General features: G+C 72.2%; 19 protein-coding genes. 9 read left to right on the top strand and 10 right to left on the bottom strand.

Translation table 11 applies throughout. From position 1 onward, the window contains the following. Window positions 1–57 precede the first annotated feature (57 nt). Together ACIBH3_RS04635 and ACIBH3_RS04640 are read right to left on the bottom strand one after the other, a co-directional pair. Window positions 58–804 (bottom strand): DUF2637 domain-containing protein, encoded by a 747-nt coding sequence (locus ACIBH3_RS04635; RefSeq protein ID WP_396310400.1) that lies wholly within the window; start codon window positions 802–804, stop codon window positions 58–60. Between the two features lie 72 nt (window positions 805–876). Further along, window positions 877–1,068: a hypothetical protein gene (locus tag ACIBH3_RS04640; protein WP_396310401.1), complete on the bottom strand. Its 192-nt coding sequence runs from the start codon at window positions 1,066–1,068 to the stop codon at window positions 877–879. Window positions 1,069–1,597: 529 nt separating this feature from the next. Here ACIBH3_RS04640 and ACIBH3_RS04645 point away from each other — a divergent pair. Further along, window positions 1,598–2,848 (top strand): Mu transposase domain-containing protein, encoded by a 1,251-nt coding sequence (locus ACIBH3_RS04645; protein ID WP_396310402.1) that lies wholly within the window; start codon window positions 1,598–1,600, stop codon window positions 2,846–2,848. A 163-nt stretch (window positions 2,849–3,011) separates the two neighbouring features. Here ACIBH3_RS04645 and ACIBH3_RS04650 read toward each other — a convergent pair whose 3' ends face one another. The 7 genes from ACIBH3_RS04650 to ACIBH3_RS04680 form a co-directional block, all read right to left on the bottom strand. Continuing rightward, the gene (locus ACIBH3_RS04650; protein WP_396310403.1) at window positions 3,012–3,791 is read right to left on the bottom strand and encodes an IclR family transcriptional regulator; all 780 of its coding nucleotides are present in this window, start codon (window positions 3,789–3,791) and stop codon (window positions 3,012–3,014) included. Window positions 3,792–4,051: 260 nt separating this feature from the next. After that, a complete protein-coding gene (locus ACIBH3_RS04655) occupies window positions 4,052–5,512 on the bottom strand; it encodes a catalase (RefSeq protein WP_396310404.1) in 1,461 nt (486 codons plus the stop codon). Window positions 5,513–5,568: 56 nt separating this feature from the next. Further along, complete coding sequence (gene alc, locus ACIBH3_RS04660; protein WP_396310405.1) at window positions 5,569–6,834, bottom strand: allantoicase; 1,266 nt, start codon at window positions 6,832–6,834, stop codon at window positions 5,569–5,571. Between the two features lie 14 nt (window positions 6,835–6,848). Further along, window positions 6,849–8,213: an allantoinase AllB gene (gene allB / locus ACIBH3_RS04665; RefSeq protein ID WP_396310406.1), complete on the bottom strand. Its 1,365-nt coding sequence runs from the start codon at window positions 8,211–8,213 to the stop codon at window positions 6,849–6,851. Window positions 8,214–8,430: 217 nt separating this feature from the next. Beyond that, window positions 8,431–9,573 carry a glycerate kinase gene (locus ACIBH3_RS04670; RefSeq protein WP_396310407.1) on the bottom strand — a complete coding sequence of 381 codons (1,143 nt, stop codon included), beginning with the start codon at window positions 9,571–9,573 and terminating at the stop codon, window positions 8,431–8,433. A 445-nt stretch (window positions 9,574–10,018) separates the two neighbouring features. Beyond that, window positions 10,019–10,912: a 2-hydroxy-3-oxopropionate reductase gene (locus ACIBH3_RS04675; protein ID WP_396310408.1), complete on the bottom strand. Its 894-nt coding sequence runs from the start codon at window positions 10,910–10,912 to the stop codon at window positions 10,019–10,021. 65 nt (window positions 10,913–10,977) lie between these two features. Then, a complete protein-coding gene (locus ACIBH3_RS04680; RefSeq protein ID WP_396310409.1) occupies window positions 10,978–11,820 on the bottom strand; it encodes a TIM barrel protein in 843 nt (280 codons plus the stop codon). Window positions 11,821–12,052: 232 nt separating this feature from the next. Between ACIBH3_RS04680 and ACIBH3_RS04685 the strand changes: the two genes are divergently transcribed. From ACIBH3_RS04685 to ACIBH3_RS04720, 8 genes are all read left to right on the top strand, one after another. Further along, window positions 12,053–12,325, top strand: coding sequence for a thiamine-binding protein (locus ACIBH3_RS04685; protein ID WP_396310410.1), 273 nt, complete (start codon window positions 12,053–12,055; stop codon window positions 12,323–12,325). After that, window positions 12,322–12,702 carry a helix-turn-helix domain-containing protein gene (locus tag ACIBH3_RS04690; RefSeq protein WP_396310411.1) on the top strand — a complete coding sequence of 127 codons (381 nt, stop codon included), beginning with the start codon at window positions 12,322–12,324 and terminating at the stop codon, window positions 12,700–12,702. Before ACIBH3_RS04685 ends, ACIBH3_RS04690 begins: the two co-directional genes overlap by 4 nt. 192 nt (window positions 12,703–12,894) lie before the next feature. Further along, complete coding sequence (gene uraD, locus ACIBH3_RS04695) at window positions 12,895–13,422, top strand: 2-oxo-4-hydroxy-4-carboxy-5-ureidoimidazoline decarboxylase (protein ID WP_396310412.1); 528 nt, start codon at window positions 12,895–12,897, stop codon at window positions 13,420–13,422. A 63-nt stretch (window positions 13,423–13,485) separates the two neighbouring features. Beyond that, window positions 13,486–13,827, top strand: coding sequence for a hydroxyisourate hydrolase (gene uraH, locus ACIBH3_RS04700; protein WP_396310413.1), 342 nt, complete (start codon window positions 13,486–13,488; stop codon window positions 13,825–13,827). A gap of 27 nt (window positions 13,828–13,854) precedes the next feature. Beyond that, window positions 13,855–14,769, top strand: coding sequence for a factor-independent urate hydroxylase (gene pucL, locus ACIBH3_RS04705; protein ID WP_396310414.1), 915 nt, complete (start codon window positions 13,855–13,857; stop codon window positions 14,767–14,769). A gap of 324 nt (window positions 14,770–15,093) precedes the next feature. Then, window positions 15,094–16,572 (top strand): nucleobase:cation symporter-2 family protein, encoded by a 1,479-nt coding sequence (locus ACIBH3_RS04710; RefSeq protein WP_396310415.1) that lies wholly within the window; start codon window positions 15,094–15,096, stop codon window positions 16,570–16,572. A gap of 70 nt (window positions 16,573–16,642) precedes the next feature. Further along, window positions 16,643–18,025: an 8-oxoguanine deaminase gene (locus ACIBH3_RS04715; protein WP_396310416.1), complete on the top strand. Its 1,383-nt coding sequence runs from the start codon at window positions 16,643–16,645 to the stop codon at window positions 18,023–18,025. Between the two features lie 76 nt (window positions 18,026–18,101). Further along, on the top strand, window positions 18,102–18,980 hold the full coding sequence (locus tag ACIBH3_RS04720) for an MFS transporter (protein WP_396310417.1): 879 nt from the start codon (window positions 18,102–18,104) through the stop codon (window positions 18,978–18,980). On the opposite strand, the gene ACIBH3_RS04725 is transcribed toward ACIBH3_RS04720, so the two are convergent. After that, window positions 18,950–19,336, bottom strand: coding sequence for a gamma-glutamylcyclotransferase (locus ACIBH3_RS04725; protein ID WP_396310418.1), 387 nt, complete (start codon window positions 19,334–19,336; stop codon window positions 18,950–18,952). The genes ACIBH3_RS04720 and ACIBH3_RS04725 overlap by 31 nt on opposite strands. Window positions 19,337–19,368 lie beyond the last annotated feature (32 nt).

Raw genomic sequence — 19,368 nt, forward strand, 5'->3', positions numbered from 1 at the left:
TCCCAGGCCCAGGCGGCCCAGGCCCAGACCCAGGCCCGAGGCCGTCGCACCGCCGAGTCAGCGGCGGGCCCGATGGGACACGTGACGGGACGGCCTGCGGGGGGTGGCGGCCCGCCGAGGGCCCCGGCCGGAGGCGAGCTGGCGTACCAGCTGGTGCAGCGACACCACGGCGGTGACCGGGGGCAGGCCTGCGACCACGAGATCGGGCATGGTCCGGGCCACCCCGGCAGAGCAGAGCCAGATGGCGATGCCGGTGAAGAGGACCACCACGACCCAGGAGTGCACCACCCGCCGCCCGTCCAGCGCCGCCCGCAGCACCGAGAGACAGCCCACGAGCCACGGCCCGATGACGATGGCCGGCCAGAACAGTGACAGCCCGTGCGGGACGCGGGATATCGCCAGACCCCGCAGTGGATCGTAGGAGAGCAGCCAGCCCAACAGGCACACGGCGGTGAACGTCACCGCGCTCAGCACCCCGAGCAGCGGGCCGACGACCTGCGGCCAGGTGAGGGACACCGCCGCCGGCGCGGGCCGCCGCCTGGGCCGCAGCGGCAGCGCGGCTCCCACGCCGACGGCGGTCCGCGCGGGCTCGTCGGAGGGGGCACGCGGAGGCGGCACGAAGAGCCCCGGGTTCCACGGGTCCAACACCTCCGTGGGCGCGAACAGGGACCACAGTCCGCCCGGGACGTCACGCTCGTCGCAGAGGCCAGGCTGCTCACCCGGCGCAGCCTGCGGCGGGTTCGGTCCCGCGTCGTACCAGGCGGTCCCGTACGAGAGTGGGCACCCGTCCGTCCAGTCATACATGCCGACCCACCCCGCGCGCCCCACGGAGCAGGCGCCCGGCCGCTGACGCCACGCCCCGTCGCAACACGGCCCTCACGCTCCGGCCTGCGCGGGCTCGGCGCCGCACCTGGCGGTGAAGTCCTCCTCGATCTGACGGATCGTCCGCAGGAAGTCGGCGAGCAGGCGCGAGCAGTGCTGCAGGACGACCCGCTCGCCGTTGCCGGACAGGTAGCCGGTCCGCACATCGCCCGCAGGGTTGCGGCGGTCGGGAACGAAGAGCCACACCCCGATGGGGCAGACCGGTTCCCGTTCCGGGCGTGGTGAAGGTTCTGGCTGGCTCGTTGCACTCATGCCCCATCAACGACGGCCGCCGGACCCGGCATGTACGGCGTACGGGCGTCCTTCCATATTCATCACGGATACCACTCGGCGAAATTCCCCGGGTGGCGCGCGCCACCCCGTCAACCACTTCCCGGACGACCTCCCGACCGCACGGGAACGACCACCCGCGGCCACGTACCGCATTAGCCTCGATGCTGCTCGGTGAAACTCCCCAGGGGGCGCGCGGGCCATATCGACCAACCCGTTCCGCGCCGACGCAACTGATCCGGGACCATCGACCGGCCGCCATCGGGCGCACCATTCCCAGCCGTACGAGCTGCTCCGCGAAGTTCCCCGGGCGGCCTGCCCGGGCAACGAGCGAACCTTTCTCCTGCATGCCGCACCCGGCACCGTGCTATATTTCCCGCCTCATTGGAGCAGGCATTACGCCAGGGTCCACATGGTCGGGGGAACGGACCACGAGGGGATTTGGATGATCACCAGGGAGGAATACGACGAGGCCTGCTCACTCCGCTCCCGGGGGTGGTCCATCTCGGCCATCGCCCGGCATCTGGGCCGCGATCGCAAGACCGTGCGCTCGCACCTCGGCGGGGAGCGCACCGCCGGCGTCCGCAGCCGCACGCAGGACGAGTTCCTGCCGTTCGCTCCGTACTGCCGCCAGCGCCTCGCCGACGACCGGCACCTGCCGGCGACCACGCTGTTCGACGAACTCGTCGAGCTGGGGTATCCCGGCGGGTACTCGACCTTCACGCGTGCCCTGCGCAGGTACCAACTGCGGCCGGTCTGCGACCGGTGCCGGCGCCTTCCCCTCGGCCACGCCCCGGACACTGCGCAGCAGGGAGGCGAGGAGGTGCGCTTCGACTGGCTGACGCTTCCCGACGCACCCCCGCAGTGGGGCGGTGGGAGCCGTGCCCACGTGCTGGTCGCCACGCTCGCGCGGACCGGGCGCTGGCGCGCGGTGCTCGCCGAGAACGAGGAGTTCCCGCAGGTCGTCGAAGCCATGGACCAGGCTCTGCGGCGTCTGGGCGGCACCGCCGGGCGCTGGCGCTTCCACCGGACGCCGGCCGCCTGCTCTCCGGTGACCGGCCGGGTGACGCCGGCGTTCACCCAGGTGGCCAGGTACTACCACGTCGCGATCACCTGCCGCCCCGTCCACGGCGAGCGGCACGGCCCGGCGGACGAAGCCGCCCGCCGGGCAACCCGCCAGTGGTGGCCGGCCGTGTGCGGTGACACCCGGATCCGCACCGCACAGCAGCACCTGGATGACCTCGCGGCGCGGATGGACCGGCCGCACCCGGCGGTCCGCGGTACTCAGGCCGCCCCCGAAGCCGTGGGCGGCACGGGCGGCCTGCTGAACCTTCCGGAGGCGCCCTTCCCCGCCCGGGTCCGCGTCATCCGCACGGTCACCCGGGGCAACCTGGTGCCGTTCCGCGGCAACGCCTACGCCGTCCCGCCCGATCTGGCCGGCGCCGCCGTGGAGGTCCACTGGCGGCTGGACGAACCGTACCTGTCGATCTCCACCACGCGCGGAGCGGTCATCGCCCGCCATGTCCTCGCACCGCGGGGAGCCGGCCTCGCGGTGACCGGCCGCGGCCACAGCATCACCCTGGAGCGCCCCAGCCGCACCGGCGCGGGCACGCCGTGCCCGGCCGGCGGCCATCATCCCCTCACCCCGGCCGCGCTGGCGAAGGCCGACGCACTGCGCGCGCAGCGCCCGCGGTGAGAGCCGGGCCCTTGCCAGGGGCCGACGAAGCCGTCCTGCGCGCGTACCGGCACCGCCGCCGCGCCGGGACGTGCGGCTGCGAGGCGGCCCGGCTTCAGCACAGACCGCCTCGACGCTGACGCCGTCCGGCCCGCCCGCGGGCGGGCCCGCGTCGGGCGCGGACTCAGACCGCCATCGCCAGCATCAGCGGCGCGGCCCGCTCGGCGAGCAGTTCGGCGGCGGCCCGCAGGCGGTGTGCGTTGTCCACGGGCATCGAGGTGGCCAGGCAGCCGACGGTGTTGCCCGCCATGACCGGGACGGCCGCGCAGACGGTGCCGAGCGCGTATTCCTGGATGTCCAGCACCGGGACGCTGGCCGGCTGGCGCTCCAGGCGCTGCATCAGCTGCTCGGGGTCGGTGATGGTGCGCGAGGTGAGGCGGGCGGTGGGGTGCCGGGCGAGGTGGTCTCGCACGCTGTCGTGGTCGAGCTGGGCGAGCAGGCACTTCCCTATCGCACTGGCGTGCGCGGTGGCCCTGAAGTCCACCCATTCCTGGACGGCCGGTGCGTGCTCGGCCGCGGAGACCGCCTCGATGGACAACTCGCCCTCGTGGTACCGGGCGAAGTACACCGCCGCGCCCAACTCGTCCCGCAGCTCGGCGAGTTTGTGGTTGAGCCGGACCCGTACCACCTGTTCGCGGTTGTACTGCCCGAGCAGGGCGAAGGTGCCGCCGAGCACCCAACCGCCGTCCTGGCACTGGAGATAGCCCTCGATCTCCAGGATCTCGACCAGCTTGCGGACGTCCGGCAGCGGCAGCGCCGTCTCCCGGGCAAGCGCGGCCTGACTCGCTCCGCCGGGGTGCCGGTCGACCGCCTCCAGCAGTCTCAGCGCGTGCTGCAGCGAGGTGAACCGGCCAGGTCCTCCCTGGTCCAGCGTGACCTGACGACCCCGGGCTGGTGTCGACATGACGTCCCCTTCCGCTGTCCGCTCGCGGACCGGCCGCGGGCGTCTCCAGCCTATCCACCGCGGGGCACCGGCACGCACCGGACCGCCGATATTTGTGCAGATCATGTGAGCAGCGCAACGGGCCGATGCCCGAGGGGAGCATGCGAAAGGGCCCCTCCCCCACTGCCCTGGGGGGAGAGACCCGATCGCCGGCCGCCCTCGTGCGGGCACGGACGGCCGGTGAGGGTGGTCAGTCGGCCCTCGGCGCAGCCGACGCGGTGTCAGCCCTCGTCGCCGGCGCGGAGCTTGGCGACGGCCGCCGCCAGGCGTGCGCCGTACTCCTCGTCCGCCGCGTGGAAGTGCGCCAGGTTCTTCTCGACGATGTCGTCCCGGGTGACCTGCGCCAGGAAGCCCGCGATGTTGTTGATCAGGCGGGTCTTCTCACCGGCCGACATCAGCCGGTAGAGCTCACCGGCCTGGAAGAAGTCGTCGTCCTTGGTGTGCGCCGGCGTGGTGTAGGTGCCGGTGTGGCCGCCCAGCGCGAGCGGCGCGGCCAGCGCCTCGTCCGTCTGGGCCGGGCCGTCGTACGAGTTGGGCTCGTAGTTCTTGCCGCGGCCGGACTTGTTGACGGCCGAGAAGCCGTCGCGGCCGTAGTTGTTCGCCTCGGTCGCCCTGGGGGCGTTCACGGCGAGCAGGGTGTGGTTGACGCCGAGACGGTAGCGCTGGGCGTCCGCGTACGCGAACAGGCGGCCCTGGAGCATCTTGTCCGGGGAGGGACCGATGCCGGGGACGAAGTTGTTCGGCGAGAAGGCGGACTGCTCGACGTCGGCGAAGACGTTCTCCGGGTTCCGGTTCAGGACCAGGCGGCCGACCTTCTGCAGCGGGTAGTCGGCGTGCGGCCACACCTTGGTGAGGTCGAACGGGTTGAAGCGGTAGTCCGCCGCCTCGGCGACCGGCATCAGCTGGACGTAGAGGGTCCAGGACGGGAACACCCCGCGCTCGATGGCCTGGTGCAGGTCGCGCTGGTGGCTGTCGGCGTCCGCGCCGAGCACCTCGGCGGACTGGTCGCCGTCCAGCGAGCGGATGCCCTGGTTGGTCTTGAAGTGGTACTTCACCCAGTACGCCTCGCCCTGGGCGTTGACCCACTGGTAGGTGTGCGAGCCGTAGCCGTTCATGTGGCGGTAGGAGGCCGGGATGCCGCGGTCGCCGAACAGCCAGGTGATCTGGTGGGTGGACGCGGGCGAGTGCGCCCAGAAGTCCCAGACGTTGTCCGCCTCCTGCACGCCGGTGAACGGGTCGCGCTTCTGGGAGTGGATGAAGTCGGGGAACTTGATCGGGTCCTTGATGAAGAACACCGGGGTGTTGTTGCCGACGAGGTCGTAGTTGCCCTCGGCGGTGTAGAACTTCAGCGCGAAACCGCGCGGGTCACGGACGGCGTCGCTGGAGCCCAGGTTGCCCGCCACGGTCGAGAACCGCAGGAAGACCTCGGTCCGCCTGCCCACCTCGGCGAGGAAGTCGGCGCGGGTGAACTGCGAGACCTCGTCGGTGACCTCGAAGTAGCCGTAGGCGCCCGAGCCACGGGCGTGCACCACGCGCTCCGGGATGCGCTCACGGTTGAAGCGGGCGAGCTTCTCCAGGAGCTGCTGGTCCTGGATGAGCAGCGGGCCGTACTCGCCGGCCGAGGCCGAGTTCTGGTTGTCGGCGACCGGGGCGCCGGACTCCGTGGTCAGGATCTTGGACATGTGAGGGGTCCTTCAGGTCGATAAGGCGGTGCGTGGAGAAGGAAGGAGACGGCCGGTCAGACGCCGAGCAGGCGCCAGATCGCCGAACGGCGGCGCGAGGACTGCTCACCGTCGGGGCCGTCGGCCGGCCGGAGCGCGGACACGGCGGCGGTGGTCGCGGCGGCGTCCGCGAGCGGGCGGGCGGCGGTCAGCGCGATGGCCTCCTCCGCGTCGAGACCGGCCTCGACGAGCGCCGACCCGGCCTCGACGGCCGGCAGGGCGTTGAACCAGCGCAGCGCGAGGGCCGTCCGGCCGGCCTCGGTGAGCCTGCCGGTCAGCCGCAGGCGGGCCAGGCCGCCGTCGGGGTAGACGTTGATCCGCACATGGGTGACGGTGCGGCCGACGTCCAGGCGCAGGCGGTGGCGGGTGTCGGGCTGGAGCCGCGTGCGCGGCAGGATCTCGAACCAGCCGTCGGCGTCCGCGGACGGATTGCCGCCCTGCGAGGCGTCGTAGCCGGCCAGGTCGGCCCAGCCGGGGGCGTTGGCGACGAAGCAGGACGTGTCCACCTCGGCGGCAAGGACCTCGCCGCCCCCGGCCAGGGCGATCTGTACCCAGTCGTTGGCCTTGTCGCGCCGACGCCGGGTCTCCCAACCGTCGCCCATGACGGAGGCGCGGCCGGGAGCGTTCAGGTTGTGCGGGGAGGAGAAGTAGCGGTCGGAGGCGGCCTCGGCGACGCCGCCGTACTCCTGCGCGGCGAGGTCGAAGGTCAGACCGTCCAGCTCGCGGGGGTCGGGCAGCACCTCGCCGTGCACACGCAGCCGGGCGACACCGCCGTCCGGCCAGATGTTGAGGCGCACGTGGGTGAAGCGGGTCCCGTCCGTCACCTCGAACGCGTGGGCGGTGTCGCCCCGGAGCGCGGTGCGCGGTACCAGGTCCACCCAGTCGGCGTCCGCCAGTTCCTCCACCGAGGGGTGACCGGGTACGGAGGCGCCCTGCACGGAGGCCGTCTCGGGGTAGTTGCCGGTGAAGTGCGCGGTGTCCACGATCACGCCGCGGATCACACCCGCCACGCCGAGCCGGACGATCGCCCAGTCGTGGTCCTCGTCGGTGGGGTGCGGCTGCTCGGCGGATATGCCGCGCCGGCGCTTGCTCTCCCAGCCGTCCATGATCTGGCCCTTGTGGCCGAAGGTGTGCGGGCGGAACTCGGCGGGCCTGGCGACCAGGAGGTTCTCCGCGTCCGCGAAGGTGTCCTCGTTGGTGGCCACCACGCCGGCGCCCAGCAGCCGGGAGGCGAGGTCGACCAGCTCGGTGAAGGGAGCGCTCGGGGTCCGACTGGTGCTCATGTGAGTCTCCTGATTCAGGGACGAGTGATCTGACGGCCGAACGGCTCGGCGTCCACGTCGACGACCCGCCCGCGCAGCCAGGTGGTGCGGACCACGCCGGTCAGGGTCTTGCCCGCGTACGGGGTGACGGGGTTGCGGTGGTGCAGGCGGTTCGCGACGACCGCGAACTCGGCGTCCGGGTCGAAGGCCACCAGGTCGGCGTCGTGCCCGACCGCGATGGCGCCCTTGCTGCCGGCCAGTGCGGCCAGCGAGGCCGGGCCGGCGGACATCCAGCGGGCCAGGTCGCCCAGCCGGTGCCCGCGGCGGCGGGCCTCGGTCCAGATCGCCGGGAGGCCGATCTGGAGGGAGGCGATGCCGCCCCAGGCCGCCGCGAAGTCCCCGCTGCCGCCGTACTCGGGCAGCAGCTTGAGGTCCGGGGTGGAGGGCGAGTGGTCGGAGACGACGGCGATGAACTCGCCGGCGGCCAGCGCCGCCCAGAGCTGGTCCCGGTTGGACTCGTCCCGGATCGGCGGGCAGCACTTGAAGGCGGTGTCGCCGTCCGGTATCTCCTCGGCCGCGAGGGTGAGGTAGTGCGGGCAGGTCTCCGCCGTCACCCGGACACCGTCCGCACGGGCCTGGCGCAGCAGCGGCAGCACCGCGGCGGAGGACACGTGCAGGATGTGCACCCGGGCGCCGGTGCGGCGGGCGGTGTCCAGCAGCCGGGCGACGGCCGCGGCCTCGGCGTCGGCCGGGCGGGAGGCCAGGAAGTCCCGGTAGTGCACGCCGGGCTGCTGGGGCGCGGCCGCCAGGACGGCCGGGTCCTCCGCGTGGATGATCGCCAGCGCGCCGATCCTGGCCTGCTCGGCCAGCGCCGTCTCCAGGTCGGCCTGCTCGACGTGCGGGAACTCCTCCACCCCGGAGGGGGCGAGGAAGCTCTTGAAGCCGAAGACGCCGGCCCGGTGCAGCGGCTCCAGGTCCGCGGCGTTGCCGGGGATGGCGCCGCCCCAGAAGCCGAGGTCGACCCAGGCCTGGCCCTCGGCGGTCTTCCGCTTGGCCTCCAGCCCCTCGACCGTGGTGGTCGGCGGGACGGAGTTGAGCGGCATGTCGATGATGGTGGTGACACCGCCGGCGGCGGCGGCCCGGGTGGCGGTGGCGAAGCCCTCCCACTCGGTGCGGCCGGGCTCGTTCACATGGACGTGGGTGTCGACCAGGCCGGGCAGCAGGGCGGTGTCGCCGAGGTCGGTCAGCAGCTGGTCGCCCGCGAGCAGGGAGCCGTGCGCGGCGATCTGCTCGATCCTGCCGTCCCGGATCAGCACGTCAGCGGGGCGCTCGCCGTCCGGCAGGACCACACGGCGGGAGCGGATCACCATGGTCTCGGGTGGCGTCTCGCTGAGGGGCATCTGGACCTCCGGGATGGGGCTCTGCAAAGGGGGCCGCTGAAGGCGGGCGGGCACCGCCGGGGCGGGAGTTGAGGTCTGCTCATCACACTGCCGGGACTGCGATGGATCGGAGCCTAGGCCCGCCTTCAACAAATCGTCAATGTAGGAAGATACGAGGAGTTCGGCCGGTGACATCGGGGCGAGCCTTCACCCGTCGGCCGCCGGCCGCACCCCGGGCTCAGCCGGCCAGCAGCGCGTCCGCCAGCCGCTCCCCCGCGAGCTCGGAGAGCTCCGCGGCCTTGGTCATGCTGTCGCCGGGCTGTTCGGCGAGGTCGGTGAGCGCGTACGCGGCGGCGAAGCCCGCCGCCCGCCACTCGTCCTCCGACAGTTCCAGACGCCCTGCCACAGCGGCCACCCGAACCCCCGCCCGAGTGGCCGCCGCGGCAACGCCGGCGGGAGCCTTGCCATGGAGCGTCTGCGCATCCAGGCAGCCCTCGCCCGTCACGACGAGGCGTGCCCCACGCACGGCCTCGTCGAAACCCAGCAGCTCGAGCATGAGCTCGATGCCGGGTCGCATGGTGGCGCCGAGCAGGGCCAGGGCGGCGAAGCCGACCCCGCCTGCGGCCCCGGCGCCGGGGGCGTTCCGCAGGTCCCGACCGGTCGCCGCACCGACGACGTCGGCGAAGCGGGTCAGGCCATCCTCAAGAACCAGCAGGTCATCGCCGTCCGCACCCTTCTGCGGGCCGTAGACGGCGCTCGCGCCGCGGGCGCCGAGCAGCGGGTTGTCGACGTCGCAGGCGACCACCACCTCCACACCCGTCAGGGTGTCGGCGAGCGAGCCCGGGTCGAGCCTGGTGAGCCGGCGCAGCGCGGCGCCGCCCGGCGGCAGCTCACCGCCGTCCGCGTCGTACAGGCCGACGCCCAGTGCCTGGACCATGCCGGCGCCGCCGTCGGTGCTGGCGCTGCCGCCGAGGCCGAGCACGACCCGCTCGGCGCCCAGGGCCACGGCCCGGCCGATCAGCTGACCCACCCCGTACGAGCCCGCCGCGAGCGGCGCGGTACGGCCGCCGGGCAGCCGGGCCAGCCCGGAGGACTGGGCGAGCTCCACCACGGCGGTGTCGCCCTTGACGGCGATCGCCGCGTCCACCGGCAGGCCGGTCGGGCCGGCCACCTTGACCGGGATGCGGGTGAAGCCGGCCGCCAGGGCGGCGGCCAGGGTGCCCTCGCCGCCGTCGGCGACGGGCAGCTCGCGGACCTCGACGCCCGGGGCGCTGCGCCGGATGCCAGCCGCGATGCGGGCGGCGACCTCGGCACCCTCCAGGGTGCCCTTGAACTTGTCGGGGGCTACGACGACATGGCCCTGGGTGGGGGTGGCGGGCATGGCGTGGGCCTCACTTCCGGGTCGGGCTGCTGATCCGCCGGCGGAGCGGCTGGTTCGAGTCTCCGCCTGCTGGGGTGGTTCCGGGGCCTGTCGGGGTTGCGCTCCCGCAGGAGTGCGATCCCCGGGGGGCGGCCCCCTCCCCGCCGTTCTCTCCCGGCCTTCGGCTGGGAGGTACCCCCGCTCGTCCCGCTTCCGACGTACGAGTGGGGGCTCCCCTCGGCGAAGGAGGGGGCCGGGCAGCGCGCGCAGGCACGACCGAAGTGCCCCCGACAGGGACGTGCGCGCTACCGGCTTGGGACGATCGGCAGGGGGCGGATGAGCCCCAGCCCGCCTGCCGATCGGACCTGGCCTCCTGATGGCGCGGGCACGACCGGATAGGTACACGCCATCAGGAGGAGTCTCGGGGGCGGGGGCCGCCGCGCGGCCACCGCCGAGTACCGCTTGCTCAGGCCACCGGGCGGCCGGAGAGGCGCTCGACGCCGCGCAGCAGCGCGGAGTGGTCGAGCGAGCCGTCACCGTTGGCACGGGCGGAGGCGACCAGCTGGGCGACGACCGCGCCGACCGGCAGGGCGGCACCGACGGCCCGGGCGGCGTCGGTGACGATGCCCATGTCCTTGTGGTGCAGGTCGATACGGAAGCCGGGGGCGAACTCCCGGTCGATCATGTTGGCCTTCTTGCGGTTCAGCACGGTCGAGCCGGCCAGACCGCCGCCGAGTACGTCCAGCGCCGCGCCGAGGTCGACACCCGCGTTCTCCAGGAAGACCACGGCCTCGGCCAGGACCTGGATGTTGACGGCCACGATCAGCTGGTTGGCGGCCTTCACGGTCTGGCCGGCGCCGGCCGGGCCGACGTGGATGACCGTGGTGCCCAGCGCGTCGAAGAGCGGCTTGGCCTCGGCGAAGTCGGCCGCGTCGCCGCCGACCATGATGGAGAGCACGGCCTCGATGGCGCCGGCCTCGCCGCCGGAGACCGGGGCGTCCAGGGTGCGGACGCCCTTCTCCTTGGCGGCGGCCTCGACCTTGATCGAGGTCTGCGGGGTGATCGAGGACATGTCGATCACGAGGGTGCCGGCCCCGACGTTCTCCAGGACACCACCCTCACCGAGGATGACCTGCTCGACGTGCGGGTCGGCGGGGACCATGGTGATCACGACCTCGGCGTCGGCCACGGCCTCGGCGATCGAGGACGCGCCCTTGCCGCCGGCCGCGACCAGCGCGTCGATCGGGGGCTGGGTCAGGTTGAAGCCGGTCACCTGGTGGCCGGCCTTGACCAGGCTGGCGGCCATCGGGCTGCCCATGATGCCGAGGCCGATGAAGGCGATCTTGCGGGAGGCGCTCATGCGTCGCGTTCCTTCGTACGTTGGAGGGTGGGTGGTGACTGCCCGGCGGGGCGCCGGATCCGCGCTCAGTCGGCGCGCAGCTCGCGCGGCAGCCACGCGAAGCTGTCGGCGCTGACGCCGGTGGAGGGGCGGTACTCCAGGCCGATGCGGCCCGTGTAGCCGGCGGCGGTGAGGCGGGCGAAGAGGTCCTCGAAGTCCAGCTCGCCGGTGCCCGGCTCGTTGCGGCCGGGGTTGTCGGCGATCTGCACGTGGCCGAAGCGGTCGGCGTAGCCGTCGATGACGGCGGCCAGGTCCTCGCCGTTCTTCGCCAGGTGGTAGAGGTCGCAGAGGAACTTGGCGTTGCCAAGGCCGGTGGCCGCGTTCACCTGGTCGACGACCTCGACGGCGGCCTTCGCGGACACCAGCGGGTAGTGCGGCGACTCGGGCTTGTTGAGGGCCTCGATCAGCAGGACCGCACCGATCTCGTGCGCGGCGCGGGCGGCCAGGGTCAGGTTCTCCAGCGCGAGCGCGTCCTGCTCGGCCGGCTCGACGCCCTCGACGCGGTTGCCGTAGAGGGCGTTCAGCGCCTTGGTGCCGAGCGACTCGGCGAGCGCCACGCTGACCGGGATGTTCTCGCGGAAGCGCTCCTTGTCGGCGGGCACCGAGACGGTACCGCGGGCGCCCTTGGTGAGGTCGTCGACGAAGTTGAGGCCGGTGAGCCGCACCCCCGCGTCGGTGAACGCCTTGCGCAGCGCGTCCAGCTCGGCGGCGGAGGGGGTGTGGTCCTCGCCGAAGGGCCACCACAGCTCGGCGGCGTTGAAGCCGGCGGCGGCCGCGGCGGCCGGGCGCTCCAGGAGCGGCAGCTCACTGAACAGGATCGACAGGTTGACCGTGTAGCTGTGCTTGGAAGCGGCAGTCACGTCAATCACCTTTCACTCTTCCGACATCCGCCCGGCCTTCGACCGGGAGACCCAACTTCCACGATCCGGAAGATGGATTCTGCTTGATGGAAGTTTTGCCGGACCGCCGAGCGAGTGTCAAGGCCGAAGCAACAATTTGTTGAAGAGGCCGAAACCCGCCCATCACGCCGGTCGGCGACTGTTCGATCGACCAGCCCCTCCCGCCGCACGCACCGCTCGATACAGTGAGCAGGTGCGATTGATGGTGGAGTTCACGACAGAACCGTTCGAGTTGGACACGTTCCCCGAGCACGCGGTGGCCGCCCGGCGGGTGGTCGACGAGGCCGGGCTCGCCGTGGCGGTCGGGCCGTTCGGCACCGGCGCGGAGGGCGAGGCCGAGCAGGTCCTGGCCGCCGTGACCAAGCTGCTCAGGGAGACCCTGGACGCCGGGGCCACCCGGATCTCCGTCCAGGTCAGCGTGCTCGACAAGGCCGGAGCCGAGGAGACGACCCCGGAAGGAGTGGGTACGCCGTGAGCAACGCCCTGGAACACCCGCTCGCCGCGGCGATAAAGCCGCTGCTGGACGCGGTCGGCGCGACGCCGGTCGCGGTCGACGAGGCCAAGTCCGACGACATCCTGCTGGAGTGGGAGGGCGTACCGGCCATCGCCGTCCGCCTGCCACACCTGAGCAACGCCTTGGACCGCCTGCTCGCCGAGATGACCCGCCAGTTCGGCGGGCGCCCGCTGGACGAGCTGGACCGCTGGGAGAAGCAGCGCGTCGTCGCCCTTTTGGAGGAACGCGGCGCGTTCACCGTCCGCCACGGAGTGGAGACGGTGGCCACGGCGCTCGGCGTCAGCCGTTTCACCGTGTACAACTACCTCAACCGCCAGGACGGCACGAAGTCCGGCTGACCAGGTGAGTTCCGCCGGTTGCCCCAGCTTGTCCGAGTCCTCGGCGGGGCACACTTGGCGAATCGCACACGAAACGGGCCGGTAACCAGGCACGCTTCAAAACGTAACCACCAACCATTCAACAAAGTGTTGACGCCCGGGGGTGGTGGATCTAGCTTTTGCGGGTGGCACCACTCTTCAGGAGGTCCACCCGTGACCAACCACCCCCAAGCGTCGAACGACGCAACCGGCGCTCTCGGCACGCTGGCGGCGGCCCCGGCCGCCGAGCTGGAGAAGACTCTGCTGGAGATCTGCTCCAGCCCCCGCTGGGCCGCCGCCGTCGCGGCGGCGCGGCCCTGGTCCGACCGTGACGCCCTGCTCGCCGCCAACGCGGCGGCGATGGCCGCGCTGACGGTCCAGGATCTCAACGACGCGATGGCCGGCCACGCCCGGATCGGCAGACCCAAGGCGGGCGACGCCATCTCCGAGCGCGAGCAGGCCGGCGTCCAGGGAGTGGACACCGCTCTCCTCGATGAACTGCACCAGGCCAACGCCGCCTACGAGGCGAAGTTCGGCCACGTGTTCCTGATCTGCGCGACCGGCCGCACCGCGGCCACCATGCTCGCCTCGCTGCGCGAGCGCTACCCCAACGACGCGGCCACCGAGGCGGAGATCGTCCGGGGCGAGCTGCGCAAGATCAACGACATCCGCATCAACCGCCTGCTCGACGAGTCCGCCTGAGGCGCGCCCCGCGCAGACTCCTGACAGGTAGTCATTCCTGCCATCAGTAAGGTCACTTCACCCATGACTGGCATCTCCACGCACGTGCTCGACACCAGCCTCGGCCACCCGGCCGAGGGCGTCCCGGTCGAGCTCGCACTGCACACCGAGGGTGGCTGGAGGGTGCTCGGCACCTCCGCCACGGACTCCGACGGCCGGGCCAAGGACCTGCCGGCCGTGGAGGCGGGCTCGGTCGTCCGGCTCCTGTTCGACACCGCGGCGTACTACGCCTCGGCGGCCACGTCGGACCAGGCGCCGTTCTTCCCCGAGGTCTCGATCGTCTTCACGGTCGCGCCCGCGCAGCACCACTACCACGTGCCGCTGCTGCTCAACCCGTTCGGATACTCGGTCTACCGCGGAAGCTAGACCGCTTGATTGATTGGGAGCCATGTCATGGCCCACGTGCTCGGTCAGAACCAGTACGGCAAGGCGGAGAACCGCATCGTCCGCGTCTACCGTGACTCCACGCGTCACGAGATCAAGGACCTGAACGTCTCGGTCGCCCTCTCCGGTGACCTCGACGACGTCCACCTCACCGGCTCGAACGCCAACTGCCTTCCCACCGACACCACCAAGAACACCGTCTTCGCGTTCGCGAAGGAGTACGGGATCGAGTCGGCGGAGCAGTTCGGCATCACGCTGGCGAAGCACTTCGTGGACAACAACGAGCCGATCCACCGCGCGCGGATCCGGATCGAGGAGTACACCTGGGACCGGATCAAGACCCCGGACAGCTCCGCCCGCTTCATCGGCTCGGAGGAGGTCGGCCACTCCTTCGTCCGCAACGGCGGTGAGGTGCGCACCTCGCAGATCACCTACGACGGTGAGAGCTTCGAAGTCATCTCGGGCCTCAAGGACCTGGTCGTCATGAACTCCACCAACTCGGAGTTCTGGGGCTACATCAAGGACAAGTACACCACCCTCCAGGAGGCGTACGACCGGATCCTCGCCACCCAGGTGACGGCCCGCTGGAAGTACGGCTTCTCCGGCCGGGACGAGGAGCCCCAGCCGAACTGGAACCGCTCCTACACCCACGTACGGCGCCACCTGCTGGAGGCCTTCGCCGAGACGTACTCCTACTCGCTCCAGCAGACCCTGCACTCGATGGGCACCCGGGTCCTCAACAACCGCGCCGAGGTGGACGAGGTACGCCTGGAGCTGCCCAACAAGCACCACTTCCTGGTCGACCTGGAGCCGTTCGGCCTCAAGAACGACAACGAGGTCTACTACGCCGCGGACCGCATGTACGGCCTGATCGAGGGCACCGTGCACCGCGAGGGCGTCGTCCCGGTCATCCCGGTCGCCTGATCCGACGCACCCATGATCCCCGCCCGGCGTCGCTGCACCCTCCGGTCCCTGCCGACCGGACGATGCGGGGCGGACCGCAGTACCCGCACCACCTGCACGACCTGCACCACCTGCTGTACCCGAGGTTCCTGTCTCACCTGCACCATCTGTTTCTCCACCCCCGCCAACCGGAGATCGTGCCCGCCTCGCGGCGGCCGGCCCGGCGAGCTGGAGAGACCGGCCGAGGGACTCCTGCACCGCCGTCCCGCCCTCGGCCAGGGCGAGTTCAGCCAGTCTCCAGCGCCACGGGCGCGCCGAGAGCCATGGGCACAAGAGGGGCTCGACATGGCACTGCGCAGCACCAGCAACACCGACGGCGGTTCCACCCCTGACAGAGGCGACTCTGGCGGGCCTTACGGCCCGGACGGTGTGTCAACCACCCATTCCGACACGTCGTCCGGGCAGCAGGTCCACCCCGTGGACGAGCTGCTGCCCCCGGTGAAACTCTTCTCCACCGGTCTTCAGCACGTCGCCGCGATGTACGCGGGCGTCGTGGCGCCCCCGCTCATCGTCGGCGCCGGCGTGGGGCTCTCCCCCGCCGAGCTCGCCCTGCTGATCTCGGCCAGCCTGTTCACCGCCGGCCTGGCCACCCTGCTCCAAACGCTGGGCGTCTGGAAGATCGGCGCACGGATGCCGTTCGTCAACGGCGTCTCGTTCGCCGGTGTCGCGCCCATGATCGCGATCGCCGAGGAACACGGCCCGAAGGACGCCCTTCCGGTGATCTTCGGTGCGGTGATCGTCGCGGGGCTCCTGTGCTTCCTCGCGGCGCCGTACTTCTGCAAGCTGATCCGATTCTTCCCACCGGTCGTCCAGGGCACCGTGATCACCCTCATCGGGGTGTCGCTGCTGCCGGTGGCCGTGAACTGGGCCCGCGGCGGCTCGCCCACCGCCCCCGGTTTCGGCTCCGTACGAGCGATCGGCCTCGCGGCGTTCACCCTCGCCGCGGTCGTCCTGTGCAACCGGCTGCTGCGTGGCTTCTGGCAGCAGCTCTCCCTGCTCATCGGTCTGGCGGTCGGCACCCTGGTCGCCTTCCCGCTGGGTCTGGCCGACTTCGGCGCGGTCGGGGACGCGAAGATCTTCTCGCTCCCCTCGCCGTTCCACTTCGGCGCCCCCGTGTTCGACGCGGCGGCGATCATCTCGCTCTGCATCGTGATGGTGGTCTCGATGACCGAGTCCACCGCGGACATGCTGGCCCTGGGCCAGATCGTCGAGCGGGAGGCCGACGAGCGGACCCTGGCCGCCGGCCTTCGGGCGGACGGCCTGGCCACCGCGATCAGCCCGGTCTTCAACGGGTTCGCGGCGAGTGCCTTCGCCCAGAACATCGGGCTGGTGGCGCTGACCAGGATCCGCAGCCGCTTCGTGGTCGCGGCCGGCGGAGGCATCCTGATCCTGCTGGGGCTCTTCCCGGTACTCGGCTCAGTCGTCTCACTGGTACCTCAGCCCGTCCTCGGCGGCGCCGGGATCGTGCTGTTCGGCACGGTGGCGGCGAGCGGCATCCGCACCCTCGCCGAGGCCGGGATGGAGTCCGGCTCCCACACCATCCTGGTGTCGGTCTCGCTCGGGGTCGGCATCATCCCGATCGCCGCACCCACCTTCTACGACGCCTTCCCGGAGGCCGTCCGCACCCTGATGCACTCCGGGATCTCGGCCGGCTGCGTGACGGCCGTCCTGCTCAACCTGCTCTTCCACCATGTCGGAGTGGCCCGCCGGTCCCCGTCCGGCGACACGCCCGGCACGACGGTGCCGACGGCGACACCGTCCTGACCGGGGGTGGGGCGGTACGCACGCGCAAGCGCGTACCGCCCCACCCTCCCTCCCCCATAGGAGTAACACCATGGCAGTCCAGCCCCCGCCCGCCGACCAGCGGATCGTGATCGAGAACGTCGCCATCGCGACGGTTGACGCCAACGACACCGAGTACGCCCGCGGCCACGTCGTCGTCCTCGGCAACAAGATCGAGTCGGTCGGCGACGGCCCGGCCCCGCAGTGGCTGGACAACGTGGTGCGCCGGATCAACGGCGAGGGCCACCTGATCACTCCGGGCCTGGTCAACACCCACCACCACTTCTACCAGTGGATCACCCGGGGCCTCGCCCAGGACAACATCCTCTTCGACTGGCTGGTCGCGCTCTACCCGACCTGGGCCCGGATCGACGACAAGCTGGTGCACGCCGCCGCCCAGGGCTCGGCCGCCGCGCTGCTCAAGTCCGGCTGCACCACGGCCAGCGACCACCACTACGTCTTCCCCGAGGACGGCGGCGACATCCTCGGCGCCGAGATCGAGGCCGTGCAGGAGCTCGGCATGCGCTTCACCGCGCTGCGCGGCTCGATGGACCGCAGCAAGAAGGACGGCGGCCTGCCGCCGGACCACGCGGTGGAGAAGACCGAGGACATCCTGATCGCGTCCGAGGCCGCCGTGGACCGCTACCACGACTCCTCGTTCGACTCGATGCTGCAGATCGCCATCGCGCCCTGCTCCCCGTTCTCGGTCTCCACCGAACTGATGCGCGAGGCCGCCCTGCTGGCCCGCCGCAAGGGCGTACGCCTGCACACCCACGGCTCGGAGACCGCCGAGGAGGAGCAGTTCTGCAAGGAGCTGTTCGGCATGGGCCCGACCGACTACTTCGAGTCGACGGGCTGGCTGGGCGAGGACGTCTGGATGGCGCACTGCGTCCACATGAACGACTCGGACATCGCCAAGTTCGCCGAGACCGGCACCGGTGTCGCGCACTGCCCGTCCTCCAACGCCCGCCTGGCGGCCGGCATCGCCCGCGTCCCGGACATGCTGAAGGCCGGCGTCCCGGTCGGCCTCGGCGTCGACGGCACCGCCTCCAACGAGTCCGGTGAGCTCGGCACCGAGCTGCGCAACGCGCTGCTGATCAACCGTCTGCACGGCCGCCCGGACGCGCTGACCGCCCGCAGCTCGCTGCGCCTGGGCACCATGGGCGGCGCCCGGGTGCTCGGCCGTCAGAACGAGATCGGCTCGATCGAGGTCGGCAAGCTCGCCGACCTGGCGCTGTGGAAGGTCGACGGCATCATGCACTCCTCGATCGCCGACCCGGTGGCCGCCCTCACCCTGGGCGCCCTCCCGCCGCTGGCGCTGCTCCTGGTCAACGGCAACGCCGTCGTGGAGAAGGGCAACCTGACCACGGTCAACGAGGACCGGATCGCGCAGGACTGCGCCCGCGCCGCCAAGGAGCTCGCCGCGCGCGGCTGACCCTCTCCCGGAGTGGGAAGTCGGCCGGTCCGACCTCCCACTCCACCGCAGACTCCGGGCCGCCCAGGGACGGTGCGTGACCCGGACTCCGCGAGCCCCCAGCGGGCGAGCGGACCGCAGCCCCGGACCCACGGCGAGGGTCCGGGGCTGCGGCGTACCCGGGATCGGGCCGGGTGCCCCCCGGGCCCGGCGTCGCTGCCCGGCGTCACTACCGGCTCAGCGGACACTGCGCGGCGAACTGCTGGAGGACTGGGCCGAGGTCCGAGCCCGCGACTGGTACTGGACCAGCCTGATCGCCCACGCCTGCTGGAACGGCGCGGCCGCCGTGCTGAGCACGCTCGGCCCGCTGATCGCCGCGCAGCGCCTGGGCGGGGACGGAGTCTGGATCGCCATGACGGAGGCCGGCGCCGTCGGGCTGCTGCTCGGCTCACTGCTCGCCGGCCGGGTCCGGCCCCGGCGGCCCGTGCTGGCCGCCAACCTGGGGCTCACCCTGTACGCGCTGCCGCTCGCGCTGCTCGCCGCGGCCGCGCCGGCGCCGGCCGTGGTGGCCTCGTACGGGCTGGCGGTGGGCGGCCTGGGCTTCCTCGGCCCGGTGTGGGAGACGGCGGTGCAGCAGGCCGTCCCGGCCCGGGTGCTGGCCCGGGTCACCTCCTACGACTGGCTGCTCTCACTGGCCGCGATGCCGCTCGGCTACGCGCTGGCGCCGCTGGCCGCCGACGCCTGGGGCAGCGCCGCGCCGCTCCTGGGCGCGGCGGCGCTGGTCGTGCTGAGCTCGCTGGGCACGCTGGCCGTGCCCGGCGTGCGCCGGCCGGCGGGGCCCGACCCGGCCGGCGGCGACGTGCCGGAGGCAGGTCAGGCGGGCCGGCCTGGTCAGGTGGTCCAGCCGGATCAGGCGGTACGGCCGGATCAGGCGGTACGGCCGGATCAGGCGGTACGGCCGAGGGTCGCCAGGTAGGCGCGCCAGCCGCCGTACTCGGTGATCTCGCGGTGGACACCGCGCTCCGGCTCACCGCGGGCCAGCAGCATCGACAGGCAGGCGCTGCCGTCGGCGAGCTCGATCACGCCCAGCTCCAGCTCGCGCGGCTCGCCGGGCAGGATCACGTCCCGCAGCAGCTCCAGCGGGACGTCGTACAGCTCGCCCTCGATGGCGCTGTCGGCGCCCGGGGCCGGGAGCAGACCGGGGCAGACGTCCCCGATGGAGAAGAAGCGGTAGCCCGGCGCGGTGGTGACGGGCCCGACCAGCAGGTCCGCCACCAGGTGGTGGAACGGGCCGCCGACCATCGCCTGACCGTTGAAGAAGATGCGTGCCATGAGGGCTCCTGAACAAGCGGGGGCGGCCCGGC

It is taken from the genome of Kitasatospora sp. NPDC050543 (assembly GCF_044457565.1).
Taxonomy (GTDB): domain Bacteria; phylum Actinomycetota; class Actinomycetes; order Streptomycetales; family Streptomycetaceae; genus Kitasatospora.